At 51.5% G+C, this 20,055-nt stretch carries 19 protein-coding genes; 17 read left to right on the top strand and 2 right to left on the bottom strand.

What is annotated here, in order from left to right; genetic code table 11:
* The first annotated feature begins 13 nt into the window (after positions 1-13).
* The 15 genes from OGY35_RS08505 (at position 14) to OGY35_RS08435 (ending at position 16,189) form a co-directional block, all read left to right on the top strand.
* Complete coding sequence (locus OGY35_RS08505) at positions 14-430, top strand: GNAT family N-acetyltransferase (RefSeq protein WP_286632010.1); 417 nt, start codon at positions 14-16, stop codon at positions 428-430.
* Between the two features lie 103 nt (positions 431-533).
* Positions 534-3,332, top strand: coding sequence for a transcriptional regulator DagR (dagR, locus tag OGY35_RS08500; protein WP_286632009.1), 2,799 nt, complete (start codon positions 534-536; stop codon positions 3,330-3,332).
* A 212-nt stretch (positions 3,333-3,544) separates the two neighbouring features.
* Entirely contained in the window at positions 3,545-3,970 is a 426-nt protein-coding gene (locus OGY35_RS08495; RefSeq protein ID WP_152400716.1) for a PTS sugar transporter subunit IIA, read from the top strand.
* Positions 3,971-3,981: 11 nt separating this feature from the next.
* Positions 3,982-4,467, top strand: coding sequence for a PTS sugar transporter subunit IIB (locus OGY35_RS08490; protein ID WP_042323421.1), 486 nt, complete (start codon positions 3,982-3,984; stop codon positions 4,465-4,467).
* 23 nt (positions 4,468-4,490) lie between these two features.
* Positions 4,491-5,240 carry a PTS mannose/fructose/sorbose/N-acetylgalactosamine transporter subunit IIC gene (locus OGY35_RS08485; RefSeq protein WP_042323417.1) on the top strand — a complete coding sequence of 250 codons (750 nt, stop codon included), beginning with the start codon at positions 4,491-4,493 and terminating at the stop codon, positions 5,238-5,240.
* The gene (locus OGY35_RS08480; protein ID WP_161215577.1) at positions 5,237-6,097 is read left to right on the top strand and encodes a PTS system mannose/fructose/sorbose family transporter subunit IID; all 861 of its coding nucleotides are present in this window, start codon (positions 5,237-5,239) and stop codon (positions 6,095-6,097) included. The genes OGY35_RS08485 and OGY35_RS08480 overlap by 4 nt, the downstream gene beginning before the upstream one ends.
* A gap of 3 nt (positions 6,098-6,100) precedes the next feature.
* On the top strand, positions 6,101-7,210 hold the full coding sequence (dgaE, locus tag OGY35_RS08475; RefSeq protein ID WP_286632005.1) for a D-glucosaminate-6-phosphate ammonia lyase: 1,110 nt from the start codon (positions 6,101-6,103) through the stop codon (positions 7,208-7,210).
* Positions 7,197-7,940 (top strand): 2-dehydro-3-deoxy-phosphogluconate aldolase, encoded by a 744-nt coding sequence (dagF, locus tag OGY35_RS08470; protein WP_286632004.1) that lies wholly within the window; start codon positions 7,197-7,199, stop codon positions 7,938-7,940. Before dgaE ends, dagF begins: the two co-directional genes overlap by 14 nt.
* 168 nt (positions 7,941-8,108) lie before the next feature.
* On the top strand, positions 8,109-8,927 hold the full coding sequence (gene nlpA / locus OGY35_RS08465; protein WP_152400710.1) for a lipoprotein NlpA: 819 nt from the start codon (positions 8,109-8,111) through the stop codon (positions 8,925-8,927).
* 897 nt (positions 8,928-9,824) lie between these two features.
* Positions 9,825-10,382 (top strand): fimbrial protein, encoded by a 558-nt coding sequence (locus tag OGY35_RS08460; RefSeq protein ID WP_152400709.1) that lies wholly within the window; start codon positions 9,825-9,827, stop codon positions 10,380-10,382.
* A 51-nt stretch (positions 10,383-10,433) separates the two neighbouring features.
* Positions 10,434-11,180, top strand: a complete 747-nt coding sequence (locus OGY35_RS08455; protein WP_286632003.1) for a fimbria/pilus periplasmic chaperone — start codon at positions 10,434-10,436, stop codon at positions 11,178-11,180.
* Positions 11,128-13,713: a fimbria/pilus outer membrane usher protein gene (locus tag OGY35_RS08450; protein ID WP_353655480.1), complete on the top strand. Its 2,586-nt coding sequence runs from the start codon at positions 11,128-11,130 to the stop codon at positions 13,711-13,713. Before OGY35_RS08455 ends, OGY35_RS08450 begins: the two co-directional genes overlap by 53 nt.
* A complete protein-coding gene (locus OGY35_RS08445; RefSeq protein WP_152400704.1) occupies positions 13,710-14,795 on the top strand; it encodes a fimbrial protein in 1,086 nt (361 codons plus the stop codon). The genes OGY35_RS08450 and OGY35_RS08445 overlap by 4 nt, the downstream gene beginning before the upstream one ends.
* 10 nt (positions 14,796-14,805) lie before the next feature.
* Positions 14,806-15,537 carry a fimbrial biogenesis chaperone gene (locus OGY35_RS08440; protein ID WP_187696652.1) on the top strand — a complete coding sequence of 244 codons (732 nt, stop codon included), beginning with the start codon at positions 14,806-14,808 and terminating at the stop codon, positions 15,535-15,537.
* Positions 15,538-15,553: 16 nt separating this feature from the next.
* Complete coding sequence (locus OGY35_RS08435; protein WP_152400700.1) at positions 15,554-16,189, top strand: hypothetical protein; 636 nt, start codon at positions 15,554-15,556, stop codon at positions 16,187-16,189.
* 47 nt (positions 16,190-16,236) lie between these two features.
* On the opposite strand, the gene OGY35_RS08430 is transcribed toward OGY35_RS08435, so the two are convergent.
* Entirely contained in the window at positions 16,237-17,139 is a 903-nt protein-coding gene (locus OGY35_RS08430) for a carboxylate/amino acid/amine transporter (protein ID WP_286632000.1), read from the bottom strand.
* Positions 17,140-17,331: 192 nt separating this feature from the next.
* Here OGY35_RS08430 and OGY35_RS08425 point away from each other — a divergent pair, with 192 nt between their 5' ends.
* Positions 17,332-17,847 carry an anti-virulence regulator CigR family protein gene (locus OGY35_RS08425; RefSeq protein ID WP_152400696.1) on the top strand — a complete coding sequence of 172 codons (516 nt, stop codon included), beginning with the start codon at positions 17,332-17,334 and terminating at the stop codon, positions 17,845-17,847.
* A gap of 167 nt (positions 17,848-18,014) precedes the next feature.
* On the opposite strand, the gene OGY35_RS08420 is transcribed toward OGY35_RS08425, so the two are convergent.
* Complete coding sequence (locus tag OGY35_RS08420; RefSeq protein WP_152400695.1) at positions 18,015-18,902, bottom strand: LysR substrate-binding domain-containing protein; 888 nt, start codon at positions 18,900-18,902, stop codon at positions 18,015-18,017.
* Positions 18,903-19,034: 132 nt separating this feature from the next.
* On the opposite strand from OGY35_RS08420, the gene OGY35_RS08415 reads away from it, so the two are divergent.
* Positions 19,035-20,045 (top strand): aldo/keto reductase, encoded by a 1,011-nt coding sequence (locus OGY35_RS08415; RefSeq protein ID WP_152400693.1) that lies wholly within the window; start codon positions 19,035-19,037, stop codon positions 20,043-20,045.
* Positions 20,046-20,055 lie beyond the last annotated feature (10 nt).

Below are 20,055 nucleotides of genomic sequence, written 5' to 3'. Positions count from 1 at the left end.
TCAGGAGGATAGAGTGCAGATACAGATTACAGATACCGTTACCGAAGACGATCAAAACGCGCTGCTTGCTGGACTGCGTGCCTACAATTTCCAGTTTCTGAAAACGAGGAATTTTGGCGATCTGGCGGTTTACTGGCGTGACGAGCAGCAGGAAATTCGCGGTGGATTGATTGGCAAAATCAAAGGGGAATGGCTGAGCATTGATTTTTTATGGATGCATGAGTCCCTGCGCAAAGGCGGTTACGGCAGTCAACTGATCCAGGCTGCAGAGCACGCCGCTCGCGAGAGAGGTTGTCTCCATGCGCTGGTCGATACCCTGAGTTTTCAGGCGCTGCCGTTCTATCAGAAGAACGGTTATCAACTGAAATTGACCCTCGATGACTTCCCGGAAAAAGGGGCCGCCCGGCATTATTTATCGAAAACATTTTGATGACCGGACGGGTTCACCATGACGTCTGGACGTCGATTCACTTTCTTGCATAGCAGAATAGTGTATGTTCTGAACAATCATTTAATTCTTAAGCGGTAAAGAGATGAGACGGATTGAGATCGTACTGGGAGAGCTTGAAAGGCTGACGCGTGGGCTGGATCGTGCCGATTTGGCGCAGGAAACGGCGTTCACGGCGGAGGCGATTGGCTTTAACCTGGGGCTGGCGCGCAACTCGGTCAGTAAAGATCTCAATCAGCTGTGGAACGATGGTCTGGCGATAAAAAGCCGGGGACGTCCGGTGTTCTTCCTGCACAGACAGACGCTGGAGACGTTGCTGGGGCGCAAGCTGGAGAGTAGCGAGCGCGAAGTGCGCTCGGTGGCCGACCTGCTTCCGCAAGCGGAAAATACGGGCGGTGACGATCCTTTCACCGGTCTGATTGGCTACGATCGCAGCCTGCGTGACGCCGTAGAAAAAGGCCGTGCCGCCGTGCTCTATCCGCAGGGCCTGCATGTGTTGCTGACCGGGCCGTCCGGCGTAGGGAAAACCTTTTTTGCCGAACTGATGCACCGCTTTGCCTGCGAGCAAGCCGCCGGTTCCCCGCCGCCGCTGGTCTATTTTAACTGCGCCGAGTACGCCCATAACCCGGAACTGCTCTCTTCGCACCTGTTTGGTCATCGTCAGGGGGCCTTCACCGGTGCGAGCGAGAATAAACCCGGTCTGGTCGAGCAGGCGGACGGCGGTTATTTGCTGCTCGATGAAGTGCATCGCCTGCCCTACGAAGGACAGGAGAAACTATTTTCTATTCTCGATAAGGGCGAGTACCGTCCGCTGGGATCCAGCGCCACGGCGCGTCCAATCTCGGTTCGTCTGATTTGCGCGACCACGGAACCGGTGAGTTCATCGCTGTTGCGCACCTTCCAACGACGAATTCAGGTGAGCATCGACTTGCCGGGGATTCGTCAGCGATCGATTGAGGAACAGGTGGAGCTGATCGTCGGTTTTTTGCAGCGTGAAAGTCGCAAAATCGAGCGTACGGTCAGCATCGACAAAACGCTGTTGCTCTGGCTGTTGAACAAACCGCTGGAGGGCAACATTGGTCAGTTGAAGAGCGATATCCAGTTCCTGTGCGCCCAGGCGTGGGCATCGGGGATGACGGAACATAACGACACGCTGCAGCTGGATAAACGGCTGGCGGAGATACCGTTCCATGCCACGCCGGAACAACGTCTGCTGGTCGATGCGCTGTTTGAAGGAAAAGAGCGGCTGAACATTGATGCGCGTACGCTGCCGGCGCTGAAAACCTCACTGGCGACCGGGGCGGAAATCGAAGAGAGCGATCTCTTTTACAGCTTCCTGACCCGTGAATATGTCAATCTGCGCAACAGTAATGTCCCGCCGGCGGAAACGCTGGCTATCCTGAAAAACAAGCTCAGTTCAATCTTCGAATATGGCCTCTACAGCCGCGATAGCGTGGCGCATCCGCCGCGCTATGGCGATCAAATTGAAGAACGCGTGACGCTACTGATCGGCTGCGTGGAGCAGGTGCTGGGCTTTACGCTGCCGGAAAATCTGGTGAATCCGCTGCGCAAGCACTTCCTGGCGCTGATTGGCTATGTCCAGCGCGGGCTGATTCCGCAGCTCTACTCTTCCAGCCTGATCCTCGACCGCTGCAAGGATGAATACGATAACGCCACGATGTTGTGCCGGAAAATCAATGAACTGCTGCATATTCAGTGCCCGGCGACGGAAGTGGTCTGGCTGTGTCTGTTCCTGAAAGAGTGCCGTCACTACCGCCAGCGCATTGATGCCAGCCCGGACTGCGGCGTGATCCTCGTCGCGCACGGCGCAACCACCGCGACCAGCATGGCGCAGTACGTCAACCGCGTACTGGAACGCGATCTGTTCAGCGCGGTCGACATGCCGTTTGAGCAGTCGGTGCATGACACGCTGGAAACGCTAACCCAGATTATTCAGACCCAACGCTATCAGCGGCTGATTCTGATGGTCGATATTGGTTCATTGGTGCATTTCGGCAGTACGATCAGCAAGTTATTTCAGATAGACGTGCTGTTAATGCCCAACATCACGCTGACCAGCCTGCTGGAGATCGGGCTGGATTTAAGCTACGAAACCAGCGACCTGCCCCAGCTTGCGGCGCTCATGCAGAGCAAAAACATCCCCTGTCAGCTGTGTACACCGCAGCAGGAAAACGGCGGCAAAGTGCTGGTTATCTCCTGCATTACCGGTATGGGTACGGCGGAAAAAATTAAAAAAGTGCTTGAGGAGAGCTTTGGCGAACTGATGTCGCAGGACACGCGAATGGTTATTCTCGATTACAACGACGTGCGCAGCCTCGAACGCGTCCAGCAGGCGCTGAACGCCAATGAGCGACTGGCGGGAATTGTCGGTACTTTCCAGCCGGGGCTGCCGGATATTCCGTTTATCTCGTTGGAAGAACTGTTCTCAGAGCAGGGGCCAGAACTGGTGTTAAGTCTGCTGACGCCGGATCTCTCCAGCGCCGAACGCCGTCTGGAGATGGAGCGCAGTGCCATGCGCTTTATCAGCGCGCTGACCATGGAGAGCATTATTAACCATATTTCGGTGCTCAATCCGCAGCGCATTCTCAAGGAGATGGAGGGCGTGCTTAACCACCTGACGACCACGCTTTCCCTGAAACCGAGTCGCCAGGTGACACTACGCTTCCTGATCCACTGCTGTTGCATGGTTGAGCGTATCGTGATCAACCGTAAACCGTTACAGATGGCGCTGGAAAACAAACCGAATCTCGATCCCCGCGCGTTTAGTGTCATTAAATCTGCGTTTCTGCCCATTGAAGAGGCCTATGCCATCCGTTTATCGGATGCGGAATATTTTTATATCTACGAACTGCTTTATAGCTGATCCCTTAACGGGCGAGGCGTTGCGCCCTGCCCGCTCTCTTTTCCCCCTCGCGTGACACAAATACTGGCACAACCCTTGCTCTTACTTTGATGAGTTTTGCCGGATGGCGGCATAAATGCCTTATCCGGCCTACAAAAGCATTATCCGTAGGCCTGATAAGCGAAGCGCCATCAGGCATTGCAAATCTCATGTAATCGCGCCAGGAGGCCATTTTGACTACCACTCAACCGTTGCCCGAAATTCTGCTGCTCACGCATGGTGGCTGGGGACAACAGCTCTGTAACAGCCTGCGTATGGTGATGGGCGAAATTAAAGGCGTGACGGAAATTGCACTGATGCCCGTCGATACGCTGGGCGAGTTTTATCAGCGTGTCGAGGACGTGGTGAAAACCATGCCGGACGGCTCGCTTATTCTGACCGATTTTGTTGGCGGTACGACGTCCAATGTGGCAGCGCGGCTGAGCGCGGATTATCCGGTGGCGGTCGTTTCCGGGTTGAACGCGTCGCTACTGCTGGAAGCGCTGGACAGACGTGAACACGGTTCGCTGACCCTCTGCGTCAGTGAACTGGTGGAAGCCGGACGCAGCAGTTGCCTGGACGTTGTCGCTCATGTCCGTCAATTACAACAATCACAATAAGGAAAATCATCATGGCAAACATCGTGTTATGTCGTATCGATAGCCGACTGATCCACGGACAGGTGGTGACGAAGTGGGTCGGACAGTCCCAGGCTAACCGCATCGCAGTGGTCAGTGACGAACTGGACGCCGATCCGTTTATGAAAAACATCTACCTGATGGCCGCGCCGCCGAACATCAAAGTGGATTGCTACAGCAACCAGAGCTTTGCGGCTTCCTGGAAAGAGAACCAACTGGGCGACGGCAATGTGCTGGTGCTGTTCCCCTCCCTGGCGGCGATTCAACAGGCCGTACAACAGGGGTTTGATGTCACGACCATTCAGGTTGGCGGCCTGGGCGGCGGGCCAAACCGTAAAGCCGTGTTCCAGAACATTACGCTCGATGAAAAAGACGTTGGCATTCTTAACGACCTGAAAAGTCGTGGGATTCAGGTGTTCTTCCAGACTATCCCGGAAGATAAACCGCAGTCGCTGGACGATATCCTGAAAAAATTCTAATTCTCTGATAATGGGATAACACTATGGATACCTTAGTTTTTGCAAGCCTCATGGGGTTGTATTACTGGTTTGCCCGCTTACGCCTTGGCTACACCTTCTCTGCCATGCTGCTTCAGCCGGTGGTGGTGGCCGTCTTTGTCGGGCTGCTGCTTGGCAACATGCAGACGGCGATGATTATCGGCGCGGGGATGCAGCTCGTTTATCTCGGCGTGACCTCAACGCCTGGCGGTAACGTGCCGTCAGATCCGGCGCTGGCAGCCTGTATCTCGATTCCTATCGCGGTGAAAGCCGGGATGGACCCAAACCTGGCGATTGCGCTGGCGATCCCCTTCGGTGTGATCGGCGTTTTCCTCGACCAGTTGCGTCGTACGCTGAACGCGGCCTGGGTACATATGGCCGATAAGCACGCGGAAACGGCGAATATGTCGGGCATCATGCGCTGTGCGTTCCTCTACCCGGCATTGCTCGGACTGGCGCTGCGTTTCCCGGTGGTGTTTGCCGCGAACTACTTCGGTCAGGACGTGGTGGAAAGTTTCCTCAAACTGATGCCGCACTGGCTGACCCACTCCTTTGAAATCATGGGCGGGATCCTGCCGGCGTTGGGCTTCGCCATCACCATTATGGTGATCGGTAAAAAGAGCCTGCTGCCGTGGTTTATCGGCGGATTCTTCGCGGTGCTGTACCTCAAGGTGGACATCATGGCGATGGCGATCTTCGGTACCTGTGTGGCCTTCCTGATTAAAGGTCTGGCGAAAAATGAAGGAGCAGCATGATGAGCAGCGACGTAATGCAGCATGAACTGGTTGAGCGCGCACGGACAACCGGGGCGTTGACCAAAGCGGATATCACCAAAGCGTGGTTTATCTACTGGCTGGGCGCGGAGGTATCCAACTCCTATGAACGTCTGCAGAGCCTGATTTTCTGCGCCTCGATGACGCCGATCATCAAAAAGCTCTACCCACAAAAAGAGGAGCAGGTGGAGGCGCTAAAACGTCACCTGAACTTCTTCAACTCTGAGCAAACTTTTGGCGCGGTGATCCAGGGGATTTCCATTGCCATGGAAGAGCAGAAAACGCGCGGCGAGCCGATCAGCGATGCCTCAATTACCGGGATTAAAACCGGTCTGATGGGCCCGCTGGCTGGGATGGGCGACTCCATTGTTTGGGCCGCCGTCATGCCGCTGCTCATTGCGATTTTCATCCCTTTCGCCGCCAATGGCAGCGCATTTGGCGGTATTGCACCGCTGATCCTCTATCCGGCAATCACGCTGGCGATAAGTTACGGCCTGATCCACAAGGGCTACACCCTGGGACGTGATTCTATCGTTGGATTACTGCAAGGGGGGCGAATCAAAGAACTGATCTACGGCGCGAACGTGCTGGGGTTAATCATGATGGGCGCGCTGTCGGCAAGCTACGTCAAGATCACTACGCCGTTGAAAATCAGCGCGCTGAAGGGTTCTGAAGTGGTGGTGCAGCAGATCCTCGACTCCATCGCGCCAGGCCTGCTGCCGCTGGCGGCGGTGTTTGCCATCTATATCTTTCTGGTGAAGAAAGGGCCGCGATACACCACCATTCTGTTGTCGATTGTGGCGCTTAGCGTGGTTTGTTCGCTGCTGGGAGTGTTGTAAGTCATGACACAGAATATCTATCAACAGCTGGGACTAAAACAGGTGATTAACGCCTGCGGCAAGATGACGATTCTTGGCGTCTCCAGCGTCGCGCCCCAGGTGATGCAGGCCACTGCGCGGGCGGCCTCCGCCTTTGTCGAAATCGATGAGCTGGTGGACCGTACCGGTGAGCTGGTTTCCCGCTTTACCGGCGCGCAGGACAGCTATGTGACCTCCTGCGCGTCGGCGGGGATCGCCATTGCCGTTGCCGCCGCTATTACCCGTGGCGACCCGCTCAGGGTGGCGCTCATGCCAGACAGCAGCGGCATGGCCAACGAAGTGGTGATGCTGCGCGGTCATAACGTGGATTATGGCGCTCCCATCACCAGCGCCATTCGTCTGGGCGGCGGGCGCGTCGTGGAGGTCGGGGCGAGCAATCTCGCCGCGCGTTGGCAACTGGAGAGTGCGATTACCGACGAGACCGCCGCGCTGTTGTATGTGAAATCGCACCACTGTGTACAGAAGGGCATGCTCAGCATTGACGACTTTGTACAGGTTGCGCAGATCCATAACCTACCGTTGATTGTCGATGCCGCCGCCGAGGAGGATTTACACGCCTGGGTGGCGAGTGGGGCGGATATGGTTGTCTACAGCGGGGCAAAAGCCTTCAATGCGCCCACCTCCGGGTTTATCACCGGCAAGAAACCGTGGATTGCCGCCTGTAAAGCGCAGCATCACGGCATCGCCAGAGCGATGAAGATCGGCAAAGAGAACATGGTCGGACTGGTGTATGCACTGGAAAATTATCATCAGGGGCAGACTGTGGTGACCGCCGAACAGTTGCAACCGACGGCAGAGGCGATTTCGGCAATCCGTGGGCTGACCGCCGATATTGAGCAAGACGAAGCCGGGCGCGCTATCTGGCGTATTCGTGTACGGGTCGACGCGCAGGCGCTCGGTCTGGACGCGCGTGAAGTCGAAGCTCAACTTCGGGGAGGCGATATCGCTATCTACGCCCGTCGCTATAACCTCCATCAGGGCGTCTTTAGCCTCGACCCACGTACGGTCGCCGAAGGGGAAATGGCACTCATTGTGGCGCGACTCAAGGAGATTGCAGAACATGCAGCAGATTAATTTTTATCGCCAACGTGTGGCGATTAACGTGCTGGCGAAAGATATCGCCAACGCCCGGGAAATCTATGACGCCGCCGAGGGACATGCGGTGATTGGCATCCTGTCCGCGCAGTTTTCGTCAGTTGACGAAGGCGTCCAGGAGGTCAAACGTTGGATGGCCGAAGTCCCCTCGGTTTCAGTGGGCCTGGGGGCAGGCGATCCGGCACAGTATTACAAAGCAGCGATGATTGCATCAAAGGTCCATCCGGCGCACGTCAACCAGACCTTCACCGGCAGTGGTTTTGCGGCGGGGGCGTTGGCGGCGACAGGCGGAGAACAAACGCACATTAACGCGCTGGTCAGCCCGACGGGGACGCCTGGTGAGGTACTGATCTCCACCGGCGTCAGTAGCGGTCAGGGAACGCCAGCGCGCGTCTCCTGCGATGCTGCAATCCGTATGATGCAAGATATGGGCGCGCACGCGGCGAAGTTCTTCCCAATGGGGGGCGAAAAGTCTCTTCCTGAGCTGTATGTGCTGGCAACCACTGCGGCACGTAACGGCATGACGCTGATCGAACCGACGGGTGGCATTGATGTGGAAAACTTTGGCGTCATACTGCAAACCTGCCTGGAGGCAGGCGTGCCGCGCGTAATGCCGCATTTATACACATCGATTATCGACCCACAAACGGGCAACACCCGACCTGAAGATATCGTCCGGTTAATGGAGATCGTGAAAGCGTTGGTCTGAACCGAATGGCGCTGCGTGTGGTTGGCGCAGCGCCATCAGGATTTTTGAATATTCCCTCTTTATGCTTTTTTCTTCTTATTGATGCCTTTTCGTTTTTTAAACCGCAGCAGCCTTCCCGCTATAGTCATTTCATTACTCATCAGGCGGTTATTTCAAAAGGATAAAAACGTGAAATTGACGATACCTCATTTACGGACAGGGGCGGCGGTACTGTTGGCGGGATTGTTGTTGGTCGGTTGCGACCAGCAGAGCAGTGATGCAAAGCACATCAAAGTCGGCGTGATTAACGGCGCCGAGCAGGATGTGGCGGAAGTCGCCAAAAAAGTGGCGAAAGAGAAGTACGGTCTCGACGTCGAACTGGTCGGTTTCAGCGGCTCACTGTTGCCGAACGATGCCACCAACCACGGCGAACTGGATGCCAACGTCTTCCAGCATCGCCCGTTCCTTGAGCAGGATAATCAGGCGCATAACTATAAGCTTGTGGCGGTGGGGAATACCTTTGTCTTCCCGATGGCCGGCTACTCGAAAAAAATAAAAACGGTCGATCAATTGGCGGACGGCGCAACGGTGGCGATTCCTAACGATCCCACCAACCTCGGACGGGCGCTGTTGCTGCTGCAAAAAGAGCAGTTGATTACCCTGAAAGAAGGAAAAGGATTGCTGCCGACGGCGCTGGACATCACCGCCAACCCGCGTCATTTACAGATTATGGAGCTGGAAGGGGCGCAACTGCCGCGCGTACTGGACGACCCGAAAGTTGACGTGGCAATTATCAGCACCACTTATATTCAGCAAACCGGGCTTTCTCCGGTTCACGACAGCGTGTTTATCGAAGATAAAAATTCGCCGTATGTGAACATCCTGGTGGCGCGAGAAGACAATAAAGATGCGGAAAATGTGAAGGAATTTCTGGCGTCTTATCAGTCACCTGAAGTCGCAAAAGCGGCAGAAACGATCTTTAACGGCGGTGCGGTTCCGGGGTGGTGATCGGTAACGCATTCAGATAACTGAATTTTATCGCCAGAAGCGCTCTTCTGGCGATACTGTACAACGCTACCTTTATCGCTGAACGAGCATTAAGATTATCCCTTCTTTTCCTTGTGTTCAGATTTTTCAATGAACAATGTACTTCCATTCTTTTTTGTACTCAAAAACCCCGCTTCTAATAGTCATTTGTCCTTTTTTGTAAGGTTATGATGAGTAATCTGTAGATTTATATTCTGAGAAAAAGTATGTGACTAAAAGAAAAGATCGTTACGGGAAAATTCCTGGAATTGGCGGGTTTTGCAACACCAGGTTAACGATGGTTACGTTTTTTATTAAAATAAGATTTTTCTTACAATAAAATAAAAGAATGTTTCATTCATAATTAATTATTAATTATTAACACATTACGTAAAGTACCCGAGTCGGTTTGTCAGGATTATTCTCTTAATCGTGAAAAATGGTTTTTCTGGCTAAAAATTCGACTGCAAATGTATCTTTTTTGTTTAAATTGTTTTTGTTTTTTGTTTTAAGTGTGATCGTGAGGCGTTTAATTTAGCTGTGTTTTGGTTTGTGTATTGATCTAGATCAATTTAATCGATTTATAAAATTTTATCTTTTTTTAACCAATGCTGTCTTATAAAAACCTAATTATCGATATATTTATAAGGGTGAATAGCGTAGATAGAAGGCAGCACTTTATTTTCCGATAAGCATTTGGATTGATTGGTTTTGGTTGAAAAATCCTAATATTGCGGATGAAAGTTTTGCGTATATCATGTCAATGGAACCGAAAGGTGTTATTCAGTGCCCGTATTCATGATGGGGCGAGAATCGTTTTATCTTAATAACACATTCAATGGGCTGTTCATTTATATCAACCACAACAGGGAATTAATTATGCGTAAATATAATTTTGCGTTGTCCGCATTAGCAATGGTTTTCACTTCTGCATTTACTGCTTCAGCATTTGCCGTTGATGGTACTATTACAATTAACGGACAAATTACTGATACCACTTGTACTATTTCTGTCGATGGCGGCAGTAATGATGCAACGGTAATACTGCCAACCGTCTCTTCGTCTACCCTCGCAACAACAGGGGCAACCGCCGGTGCGACGCCGTTTACGATCTCACTGAGCAGCTGTTCAGGTACGGCGTTGAATAATGCCAGCACCTATTTTGAACCCGGTACCTATGTTGATAGCACAACCGGCCGTCTGAATATTGATACTGGCGCCTCTGATGCCGCGACTTTCGTTCAGGTTCAATTATTAAATGCCGATCGTAATCCTATTGTGGCAGGGGCTTCAGTGGCTGCCGGTCAGAATGATATCCCGGTTGATATCTCGTCTGGCAGCGGTTCACTGAATTACTTTGCACAATATTATGCGACAGGCACAGCGACTGCGGGTTCCGTAACGACTCAGGTCGATTACACCATGGTATACGAGTAACAGAAACAGGAGTAAGGGGACATCCTTTACTCCTGATTATGAGGTAACGAGATGTTAAAGATATTATCTTCCGGCATGGTTTTATTATTTTCGATGTTCTCAATGAACGTCATGGCTGACGTTGTTATTAATGGAACACGCATTGTCTTTAATGCAAAAGACAAGGAGTCGACGGTACAGCTAAAAAACCGGGGGAGTAATCCTTATCTTTTACAAATATGGATGGACGATGGTAACCCACGGGCGAAACCGGGAGAAATCAACGTTCCATTTCTCATTACGCCTCCTGTCGTTCGTATTGACCCGACTAAAGGGCAAGCGGTGCGAATTATGGCGACAAACCCAGCATTACCGCAGGACAGGGAGTCTGTTTTTTGGTTTAACATGCTGGAGATTCCGCCAAAAGCACAGGCCGCAACGTCGGGGAATACCCGTATGCAGTTGGCATTTCGTACCCGTATAAAATTATTCTATCGTCCGGATAATCTGCAGCCAACACCATTGCAGTCATATAAAGAACTAAAACTATCCCTACAAGGGAACAATATAAAAGTTGTCAACGATTCTCCTTATTACATCACCTTTAACAAGATTGAGATTCGTAAGACAAAAGAGTCCGAAGTCCTGGCATCTGTAGAGAAATTTCCCCAAAGGATGGTAAATCCTAAAAGTGAAATAGTATTCCCCCTCGCGAATAGAAAGTCAGCAAGGTTAAGTGATGCTTCATTTTTTTACAGTGTAATAAATGATTATGGTGGAGAAACAACAAATGAGCATAAATTACAAAATAGCCCATAATGCTATTTCTTGTTCTCTGAGACTAACCCGCGTTGCTCAATTCATTATCTTTTCTTTTGTTTCTGTTCAGGTTGCCTTTGCTGACACCGATGATGTGCAGTTTAATAGTGATTTTTTGCGCTCAGCGATTGATGTGAGTAATTATTCACGGGGGAATCCGGTCCCTCAGGGGCAATATCATGTTGATCTTTATGTGAATGATAAGTGGAAAGGGCGCGGCGACGTTAAATTTGAAAATGATAAAAGTAATCCCCTTGTCGCCAGACCTTGTTTTACACTAAAGCTGGTATCCATGCTGGGTATCGATATTGATAAAATTGAACCAGAAATGCGTCAGTTGCTCAAAACTGATGACAGTTGCGTGCGTATTAATGATATTTCTCCCGATTTAACAGCCTATTACGATGTGACATCGCAGCGTATTAATGTGCAGGCGCCTCAGATATGGCAACTTCGCCAGGTTCGCGGCTATGTGAATCCTGAATTATGGGATAACGGTATCCCTGCGGCAACGCTGCAATATGATTACAACGCATGGCATGCCGATATGTCCGGATCTGATGCCATCTCTTCCCAGTATTTAGGTTTGATGGGGGGACTCAATTGGGATGCGTGGCGCTTACGCTATCGTGGCATTTTTAACTGGAACAATGATAAGGGCTGGCAATATGACTCAACCAGCACTTACCTTGAGCGCGGCATTATCCCGTTACGCAGTAAGCTGGTGATGGGCGATTCCACCACCGATGGTCAGGTTTTTGACAGCGTCGGTTTTCGCGGCGTGATGCTGACTTCTGACGATCGTATGTATGAGGATTCACAGCGTGGATATGCGCCAGTCATTACTGGCGTTGCAAACACTAACGCCCTGGTCAGCGTCAGTCAGCGAGGCGTACGCATTTATCAATCGACGGTACCGCCCGGCGCATTCCGTATTGACGATCTGTACCCCAACGGCACAGGGGGCGATCTGCTGGTCACCGTTAAAGAGGCGGACGGAAGCGAGCACAGTTTTACCGTAACCTACGCTTCCATCGCTGAATTGCTGCGTCCGGGAACCAGTCGCTATTCGCTGATGGCTGGGCGCTATCGGAATTCCTCTGTTAATGAAAAACCGCAGATTGCGATGGGGACATTTCGTCACGGTTTCACCAACCTGTTGACCACTTACACGGGGGCCATTGGCGGGGAAGATTATCAGTCTGTCGCCGGTGGCATCGCGCTCAATACCCCTGTCGGTGCCTTTTCTGCTGATATCACGCATGCCCGAACGACGTTTGCGGATGACAGCAAACGTGAAGGCCAAAGCATCCGTTTTTCATTTGCCAAGATCTTACCTGTCGTGGATACCAATATCACGCTGGCGAGCTACCGCTATTCCAGTTCGGGTTATTACGATATTGATGACGCAATGCTGATGCGTGACTTAGAGAGAACGAATAAAGGCGCCTATTCCAGCAGCATTAACCGTAAAAATCGGCTACAACTCAGCGCGACGCAAACTATTTCAGATACGCTTGGGAGTATTAACATCAGCGCCAGTACCCAGGATTACTGGAATAAAAGCGGGCGCGACACCGAATATCAATTGGGCTACACCAATGCCTTTAAGTGGTTCAATTTTAACCTTAATGCCAGTCGTACCCGCGATTTAGTCAAAGATAAATGGGACAACAAAATTGCGATTGGTATCTCTTTACCCCTCGGGAATAGTGCGCGCTCAGCTTATCTCAGCTCCACCTATGTACAAGAGAGCGGGCATCGGGGACTGCAAAACTCAATCGCCGGAACGTCCGGAGAAAACCGCCAGTATAACTGGAGCGCGTTCGCTAATCAGGATCATTACGACCATAGCAGCAGTAAAACCACTGGCGGGGCCAGTGGAAACTGGACCTCCCCCTGGACCACCCTGGGAGGCAACTTCTCTGCGGGTCAGGGTTATCAGCAATATGGTATGAACCTTTCTGGCGGCGCTATCGCCTGGCAAAACGGTATTGTGCTGACGCCTATTATGGGTGACACCATGGCTGTCATCGAAGCAGAGCATGCCGGGGGCGCGAAGGTTACGAATAACAGCAGCCTCAGCCTTAACCGTAGCGGAAATGCCGCTGTGCCTTATCTCTCCCCGTATCGCCAGAACACCATCGAACTCGATCCTAAAGGGTTATCGAATGATGTCTCCCTGGACGTCACCAGTCAGAACAGCGTACCTACCGCGGGTGCGGTGGTACTGATGAAGTACGCGACGGATAAGGGATATTCGGTTCTTTTCACCCTTCAACATGCCGGTGAGTCTCTGCCGTTTGGCGCAGATGTCGTGGATGAGCGCGGCAATACTGTCGGTTATATCGCCCAGGGAGGGCAAAGTTTTGCTCGTGTTAAGAATCTGTCGGGCACACTGCGTGTGAAATGGGGAAGTGCTGTGGGTCAGCAATGCCAGTTCAGCTATCGCTTATCAGAGCAGAAAAGTGCGAATACCGCCGACTTACGTCGCGCTGATGCGGTATGCCAGTCATTAAGGAGTGAAAAATGAAATCTATCGTAACGGGAGTGGTGCTCTCTTTTTTGACACTGGTAGCGATGTGCGGCGTGGCGCGTGCCGACGGGACATGGGTGAATTGTGATCGTACCAATGGCTACTACCAGTACTTTGACTCTACGACCATACAGGTGGGTAAAGACGCTGCCGTAGGGGATTTACTGGGAACATGGGTAACCTCTTACAACCCAACAGCCTGGACCTGCTCTCATCGAACCAGCTATCAGAGTTATGCGGTACCGATGGCCGTACAGGGATACCCTCCCTATACCATTTGGGGCACCACACAGGTTGATGGACAAAGTTACAACGTCTATAACACCGCGGTAAAAGCGGGATTGGGCTATATCGCCCGCTGGCGCTATACGGTTAAAGGGCAAACCAGTGACTGGTATCCACTCACCGTCGCCAACGGCGTTTATCAGACGCCAACGCAGTTATTCACGGTGACGGACGATGGCAGTTCATGGAAGCTTGGCGTCGATGTCCAGATTCGCTTTGTTAAAACCTCCACGTCGTTGACTGCGGGCAGCACCTCCGTTTTTGACCCGATGTATATGCGTCATTACCAGACTTATGGGGGCAGTACTTCCGTCGGAAGCGGAACCTATATGATTGCTGATTTTCTGGCGGGTGGTCTGGTGATTTCGACAACGGGGGGAACCTGTACGACATCGGATGTCACGGTTAATTTACCCCCAGTCAGTCGGACGGATTTTAGCGGAGTAGGTTATACCGCGGCACGTACAGATTTTAATCTGAATTTCACGAAGTGTCCGGCGGGATTATCGAGTATCAGTTATTTATTTACACCGACTACGGCCATTATTAATAACGCCAATGGTGTTTTTGCTTTGGCGAGTACGTCAACAGCCAGTGGCGTTGGGATTCAGTTACTGAACGATCAGGATATTCCTCTGTCATTTAACACGGCGTATCTCCTGACTGATTACGATCCGACTCAGAATAATGCAAATTATACTGTGCCGCTACGGGCGGGGTTATATCAGACGGAAGCGAACGTGTCTTCAGGCGTTGTTAAAGGTGCGGTTACCTTCACCCTGGTTTATAAATAAAGGAGAGGGCGTGAAGAAACGACTTAAGCATGTTTTGAATCACTTCCTGATATTACTTTTGCTACCATCATCGGCAATGGCGGCAACCTACATTAATTACACGCGAGTGATCGTTAATGAGAAAGACCGTGAGTCTACCTTTACGGTTTACAATGAAGGTTTGAGGCCGGTCTTATTACAGTTGTGGACGGAAAAAGAGTCGCTTTTAGAGCGTCCAGAGGACATTAAAACGCCGTTTATCATTTTACCGCCAATTTTCAGGCTTGAAGGCAACACCTCTCGCGCGGTGCGTATTCAGTTCGTCGGCGATCGGCAGACGCTGCCTGAAGACAGAGAGTCTCTATTCTGGCTGAATACGCTTGAAGTCCCGCCAGTTGCCGATAGCAAGAGCGGTTCCGGCGCGCTGCAGGTCGCTTTTCGTACCCGGGTAAAGTTATTCTGGCGACCGCTGTCACTGGCGGCAAACACGCTGGAAGAGAGTGTGAAGAAAATACAGATAACCGCCTCAGATTGTGGGGGGAATCGTTGTCTATTAGTAAAGAATAATTCGCCTTTGCATGTGACATTAATGGGTCTTACGCTCAACGACGGTACAGAAATAAAACAGTTACCTGATGATGGTCTCCTCGCACCGTTGTCGACAAAAACGGTTATTTTACCTAAAGGCGCAACGGGAAACCGTACTGTCGAAACATTTTCATGGATTGATGATTATGGTGTGGTCAATACCTATAAAAACTAATGCGAAGGATACTGCTATGCTTAATTTTAATTCCTCATCCTTACGGTATAAGTTTATTTATCTGACAAAAAACATCTATGATGGTATTGCCATTCACACGCTTTTTGCAGATGCGTTACATGAGTCTGGTTTGAAAACGGAACTCAATGAAGATATTCCATTTCACCTGATAGATAAGTACATTAACTTTATCCCTTTTTCATTGCGTTTTAATGTAACTTATAAGCAGCGCGATCGCGTACTTGAAAATGACATCACGCTGTCGGCAAAAGGAGAAGAGATAAAGCGAATGAGTTTTAATCATATCCTTTTTTTTGTGGATATGTATAAACCCGAACATACCTCTTTTCTGTCGTTCGAAGGGCTGCAAGATCTCAACGCGATCAGGGAGCGTATAGATGCTTTTATGGTGCATTGTGATGCCGTGATCAGTGGTAATAAAAAATGCCGCTCAAGAAGTTTTTTGTTCACGCTGCGCGAACAGCAAATTGTCTTTCATTTGTTGCAGGGAATGTCTGTTAAAGAAATTGCGCTTGAACTTGAGGTGAGCGACAAGCTTGTCTATCGGGAACGATGGGCGCTGACGCGTAAACTGATTGACCAAAAAAACTGCAGACTATACAAAAGGTTAATAAACATAAAAACGACATGATGAAAGTCGCAGAGTGGACGGTGCTTTCGTGCGTCCACTCTTTTTTGTTACACCGTTCTGGCGCGGCGGCGGGAATCCATCGAGATCAACACCACGGAGGACAGGATCAGCAGCGTGCCCAGCCAGTCCGGCAGGGTGAAGGTAATGCCCAACAACAGCAGCGACAGCAGGGCGCTACTCAGCGGTTCGGCACAGCTTAAAATACTCGCTTTCGGCCCACCAATCATCTGCGCACCCTTCAGATACAGGCTGAACGTCAGCGACGTGCCAATCACCACCAGGTAGAAAAACGCCAGGATCAGGCTGCCATTGACCACAAAATCTGTGCCCTCTCCGGCGTAAAACGGCAGCAGAATCATCCCACCGATTAACATACTCCAGCCGACAATCGGCAAGGTGCCGTAGCGCGCAATCAGCGCTGACGGGTAAGTCGTATAAAATGCGGCGGCAAACGCTGAGGCAATCCCCCAGAACAGCGCAGCGGGCGAAACTGACAGTGAGGTGGGGTTGCCGTGCGTCACCAGTAAAAAGGTGCCGATGAGCGAAGTGAGGATGGCGGTCAGCACCAGCGCGCCGGGACGGGCTTTACGCACCAGCGCGAACCACGCAACGATGATCGTTGGCGACAGAAATTGCAGCACCGTGGCGGTCGCGGCGTTGGATTTTTCGATGGTTAGCAGGAAGGTGAGTTGCACCGTCAACGCGCCAACGACAGAAAAAATCAACAGGCTCAGAGCGTCTTTGCGATCTTTGAAAATGGAAAATATTTTGTCGCCGTGCACCACGGAGAGCATCAGCAGAATTAAGCCGGCAAATATCAGGCGCGTCATGGTCAGAAATGGCGACGACATCTGGCTTTGCTCCATGATGTACTGCGCGCAGACCCCTGAACTTCCCCATAAAACGGCGGCAATCAGGACATTCAGCATCCCTCTTCTGGTGGACCCCATGCTTTCCTCGGCTTTGTTTTTTCGACGTTATTTGCAGGCATGATAACAGATAAGACAGAAGCGTTTCCCTCGCCATAACAGGTTGTTTATTCACGGCCTGCATGCAAATCCGAATCCAGGAGTTTTTGACATTGCGCGGTGGATGGCGGCGTTCTATTGTCAAAATGAAACTTCAGCAGGAAGGAACACATCATGGGTAAGCGTCGTGGTTTAACGGCTGTGCTGGCCACTCTGGTTTCTCTCTCCCTGTTTGCCGCGCCAGTGATGGCAAATCCGGGAAATGGTAACGGAAACGGTCATGGCGGCGGCCAGGGCAACAGCAGTGGTAATCAGGGAAATAAGGGCAACCAGGGAAATAACGGGCAAAAAGGAAATTCGGCCCAGAAAAACAACGGTTCTTCCGATCATCGTAAAAATTATGGCAAACCCGATCACGTCGAGTCCGACATTAGTTTTGCGACAGCGCGTCATCTGGCGGTGAATTATGGTCTGACGGGTTATAAATCTTTGCCGCCGGGAATAGCAAAAAACCTGGCACGAGGAAAACCGCTTCCTCCGGGGATCGCGAAAAAAACGGTTCCGGCATCGATGCTGGGAGAACTCCCTTACTATCCGGGCTATGAATGGAAAATCATAGGGGATAATCTGGTCCTGATTGCGCTGAGTACCGCGGTGGTCACCGCGATTATTAATGGGGTGTTTGATTAACCTATTAAAAAGCCGGGGATCGTTCCCCGGTTTTTACATCAGAACGCGACGTTAACGTCAACCATCACAGAGGTTTCGCTGTCGCCTTTACCTTTAACGCGTAACGTGCGCGCCGTTCGTTTCTTTATGAGAATCCGCTTTCGTCTATGGCAAAAGCGGATTCTTTTTTATTCGCCGCGTAGGATCTGGCGGAAATGGGATACCAGCGGGCGTTGATTAGCTTTATGCCAGGCGGCCCATAATTGCGTGGAATAATTCATCCACGGCAATTCGCGTAATACCACGCCTTCCGGCGCATTGTGACGCAGGCTATGTTGAATTAATGCCAGACCTAATCCTGCAGCGACCAGACCTAATGCTGTCAGCGGTTCGCCGGCTTCTAAACGAATATCAGGATTAAACCCGGCTTTTACGCAGGCGGCGACAAAATGATCGCGAGAATGCGCATCGTCGTTATGAATCACCGCAATCCACTGCTGATCGCCAAGTTGCGACGCGACAAGGTTTTCCTCCTGTGCCAGAGGATGGTTTTGCGGTAAGGCCAACAGCATACGATCGTTCAGAACCTGAATGTATTCCAGGTCCTGTTCATAGTCTGCGGGCGGCGTATCGACCAGAGAAAAATCGAGGCTGCGCTGGCGCAAGCCTTCAATCTGGGTAGCCGGTGGCTGGCTGTAAAGCGCGATATGCACATCCGGGCGCGAGACACGTAACGTACGCAACGCCGTAGAAAGCACGCCGGAATGCATAGCGTTTTCAATATAGCCAATACACAAGCCTCCATCTTCACCGCGTCCCAGACGTTTACCCAGTGATTCCAGACGATTGGCATGCGTCAGCAATGAACGCGTTTCGGCGAGGAATGTCTGCCCATCGGCAGTCAGTCGGATGCGTTGTTGATTGCGCTCAAACAGCATCAGTCCCAGGCGTTCTTCCAGTTGCGCAATCTGGCGGCTGAGCGGCGATTGCGAGATATGCAGTCGCTCAGCAGCACGTCCTACGTGCTCTTCTTCTGCGACCACTACGAAGTACTTCAGTTGGCGTAAATCAATCATATTAGACCTCAAAGGACTTAAGTTAGACGAATTATGTCCTATCAAGTCACAACATTGCAAGGTATTGTGAGCTTCGTCACAGGGCGATAGCAAAAAACGCCCGAACTAAACCCGAATACTTGAGGACATCTTATGAGCATTAAAAATTTACTTCCCGGCAAAATCGGCTTAGGCGGCGCGCCGCTCGGCAACATGTTCCGTGCCATTCCGGAAGAAGAGGCCCACGCCACCGTGAGCGAAGCCTGGAACCTGGGCGTGCGTTACTTTGATACCGCGCCGCTGTACGGCTCTGGCCTTTCTGAAATTCGTATGGGCGAAGCGCTGTCTCAGTATCCGCGCGATGAATATGTTTTGAGCAGTAAAGTCGGCCGCATCATGCTGGACGAAATGGAAGATCCCGCCAAACGTGATTTTGGTGAGAAAGGCGGTCTTTTCGAACACGGCCTGAAGAACAAAATTCTGAATGACTACTCTGCCGACGCCACCCTGCGCTCGATTGAAGACAGCCTGAAACGCCTGAAAACGGACCATCTGGATATCGTCTGGATCCACGATCCGGCGCAGGATTTCTACGGTGACAGCTGGCTGGAGCAGTTCAATATTGCCCGTACGGGTGCGTTCCGTGCGCTGACGCGTTTGCGTGATGAGGGAGTGATCAAAGCATGGGGACTGGGCGTGAACCGCGTCGAACCTTGTGAACTGACGCTGGCGCTTGATGAGCCGAAGCCGGATGCGTTCCTGCTGGCAGGTCGTTATTCCCTGTTGGATCACGAACGTGCACTGCAACGTCTGATGCCGGAAGCACTGGAACATAACGTTGATATCGTCGTCGGCGGCCCTTACAGCTCCGGCGTACTTGCCGGTGGTGAGCACTTTGAATATCAGAAAGCCTCCCCGGCCATTAAGCAGAAAGTGGCGCAAATTCACGCCATCGCCGCGCGTTTTAACGTCGATGTTAAAGCAGCAGCACTGCAGTTCGCGCTGGCAAACCCTGCCGTTGCGGCGGTTATTCCTGGCTCCAGCCGTCCTGGCCGTATGGCGGAAGATCTGGCTGCGCTGAATGCAACCGTTCCGGCTGAATTCTGGGCGGAAATGCGCCGTCAGGCTCTGGTTGCGGAAAACGCGCCGCTGCCGACCCGTTAATCAACCGAGT

The organism is Citrobacter sp. Ct235 (assembly GCF_030332305.1).
GTDB classification, from domain to species: Bacteria; Pseudomonadota; Gammaproteobacteria; order Enterobacterales; family Enterobacteriaceae; genus Citrobacter_A; species Citrobacter_A telavivensis.
The sequence above is the reverse complement of the archived record's forward strand: the minus strand, read 5'-3'. Positions and strand labels throughout refer to the sequence as shown.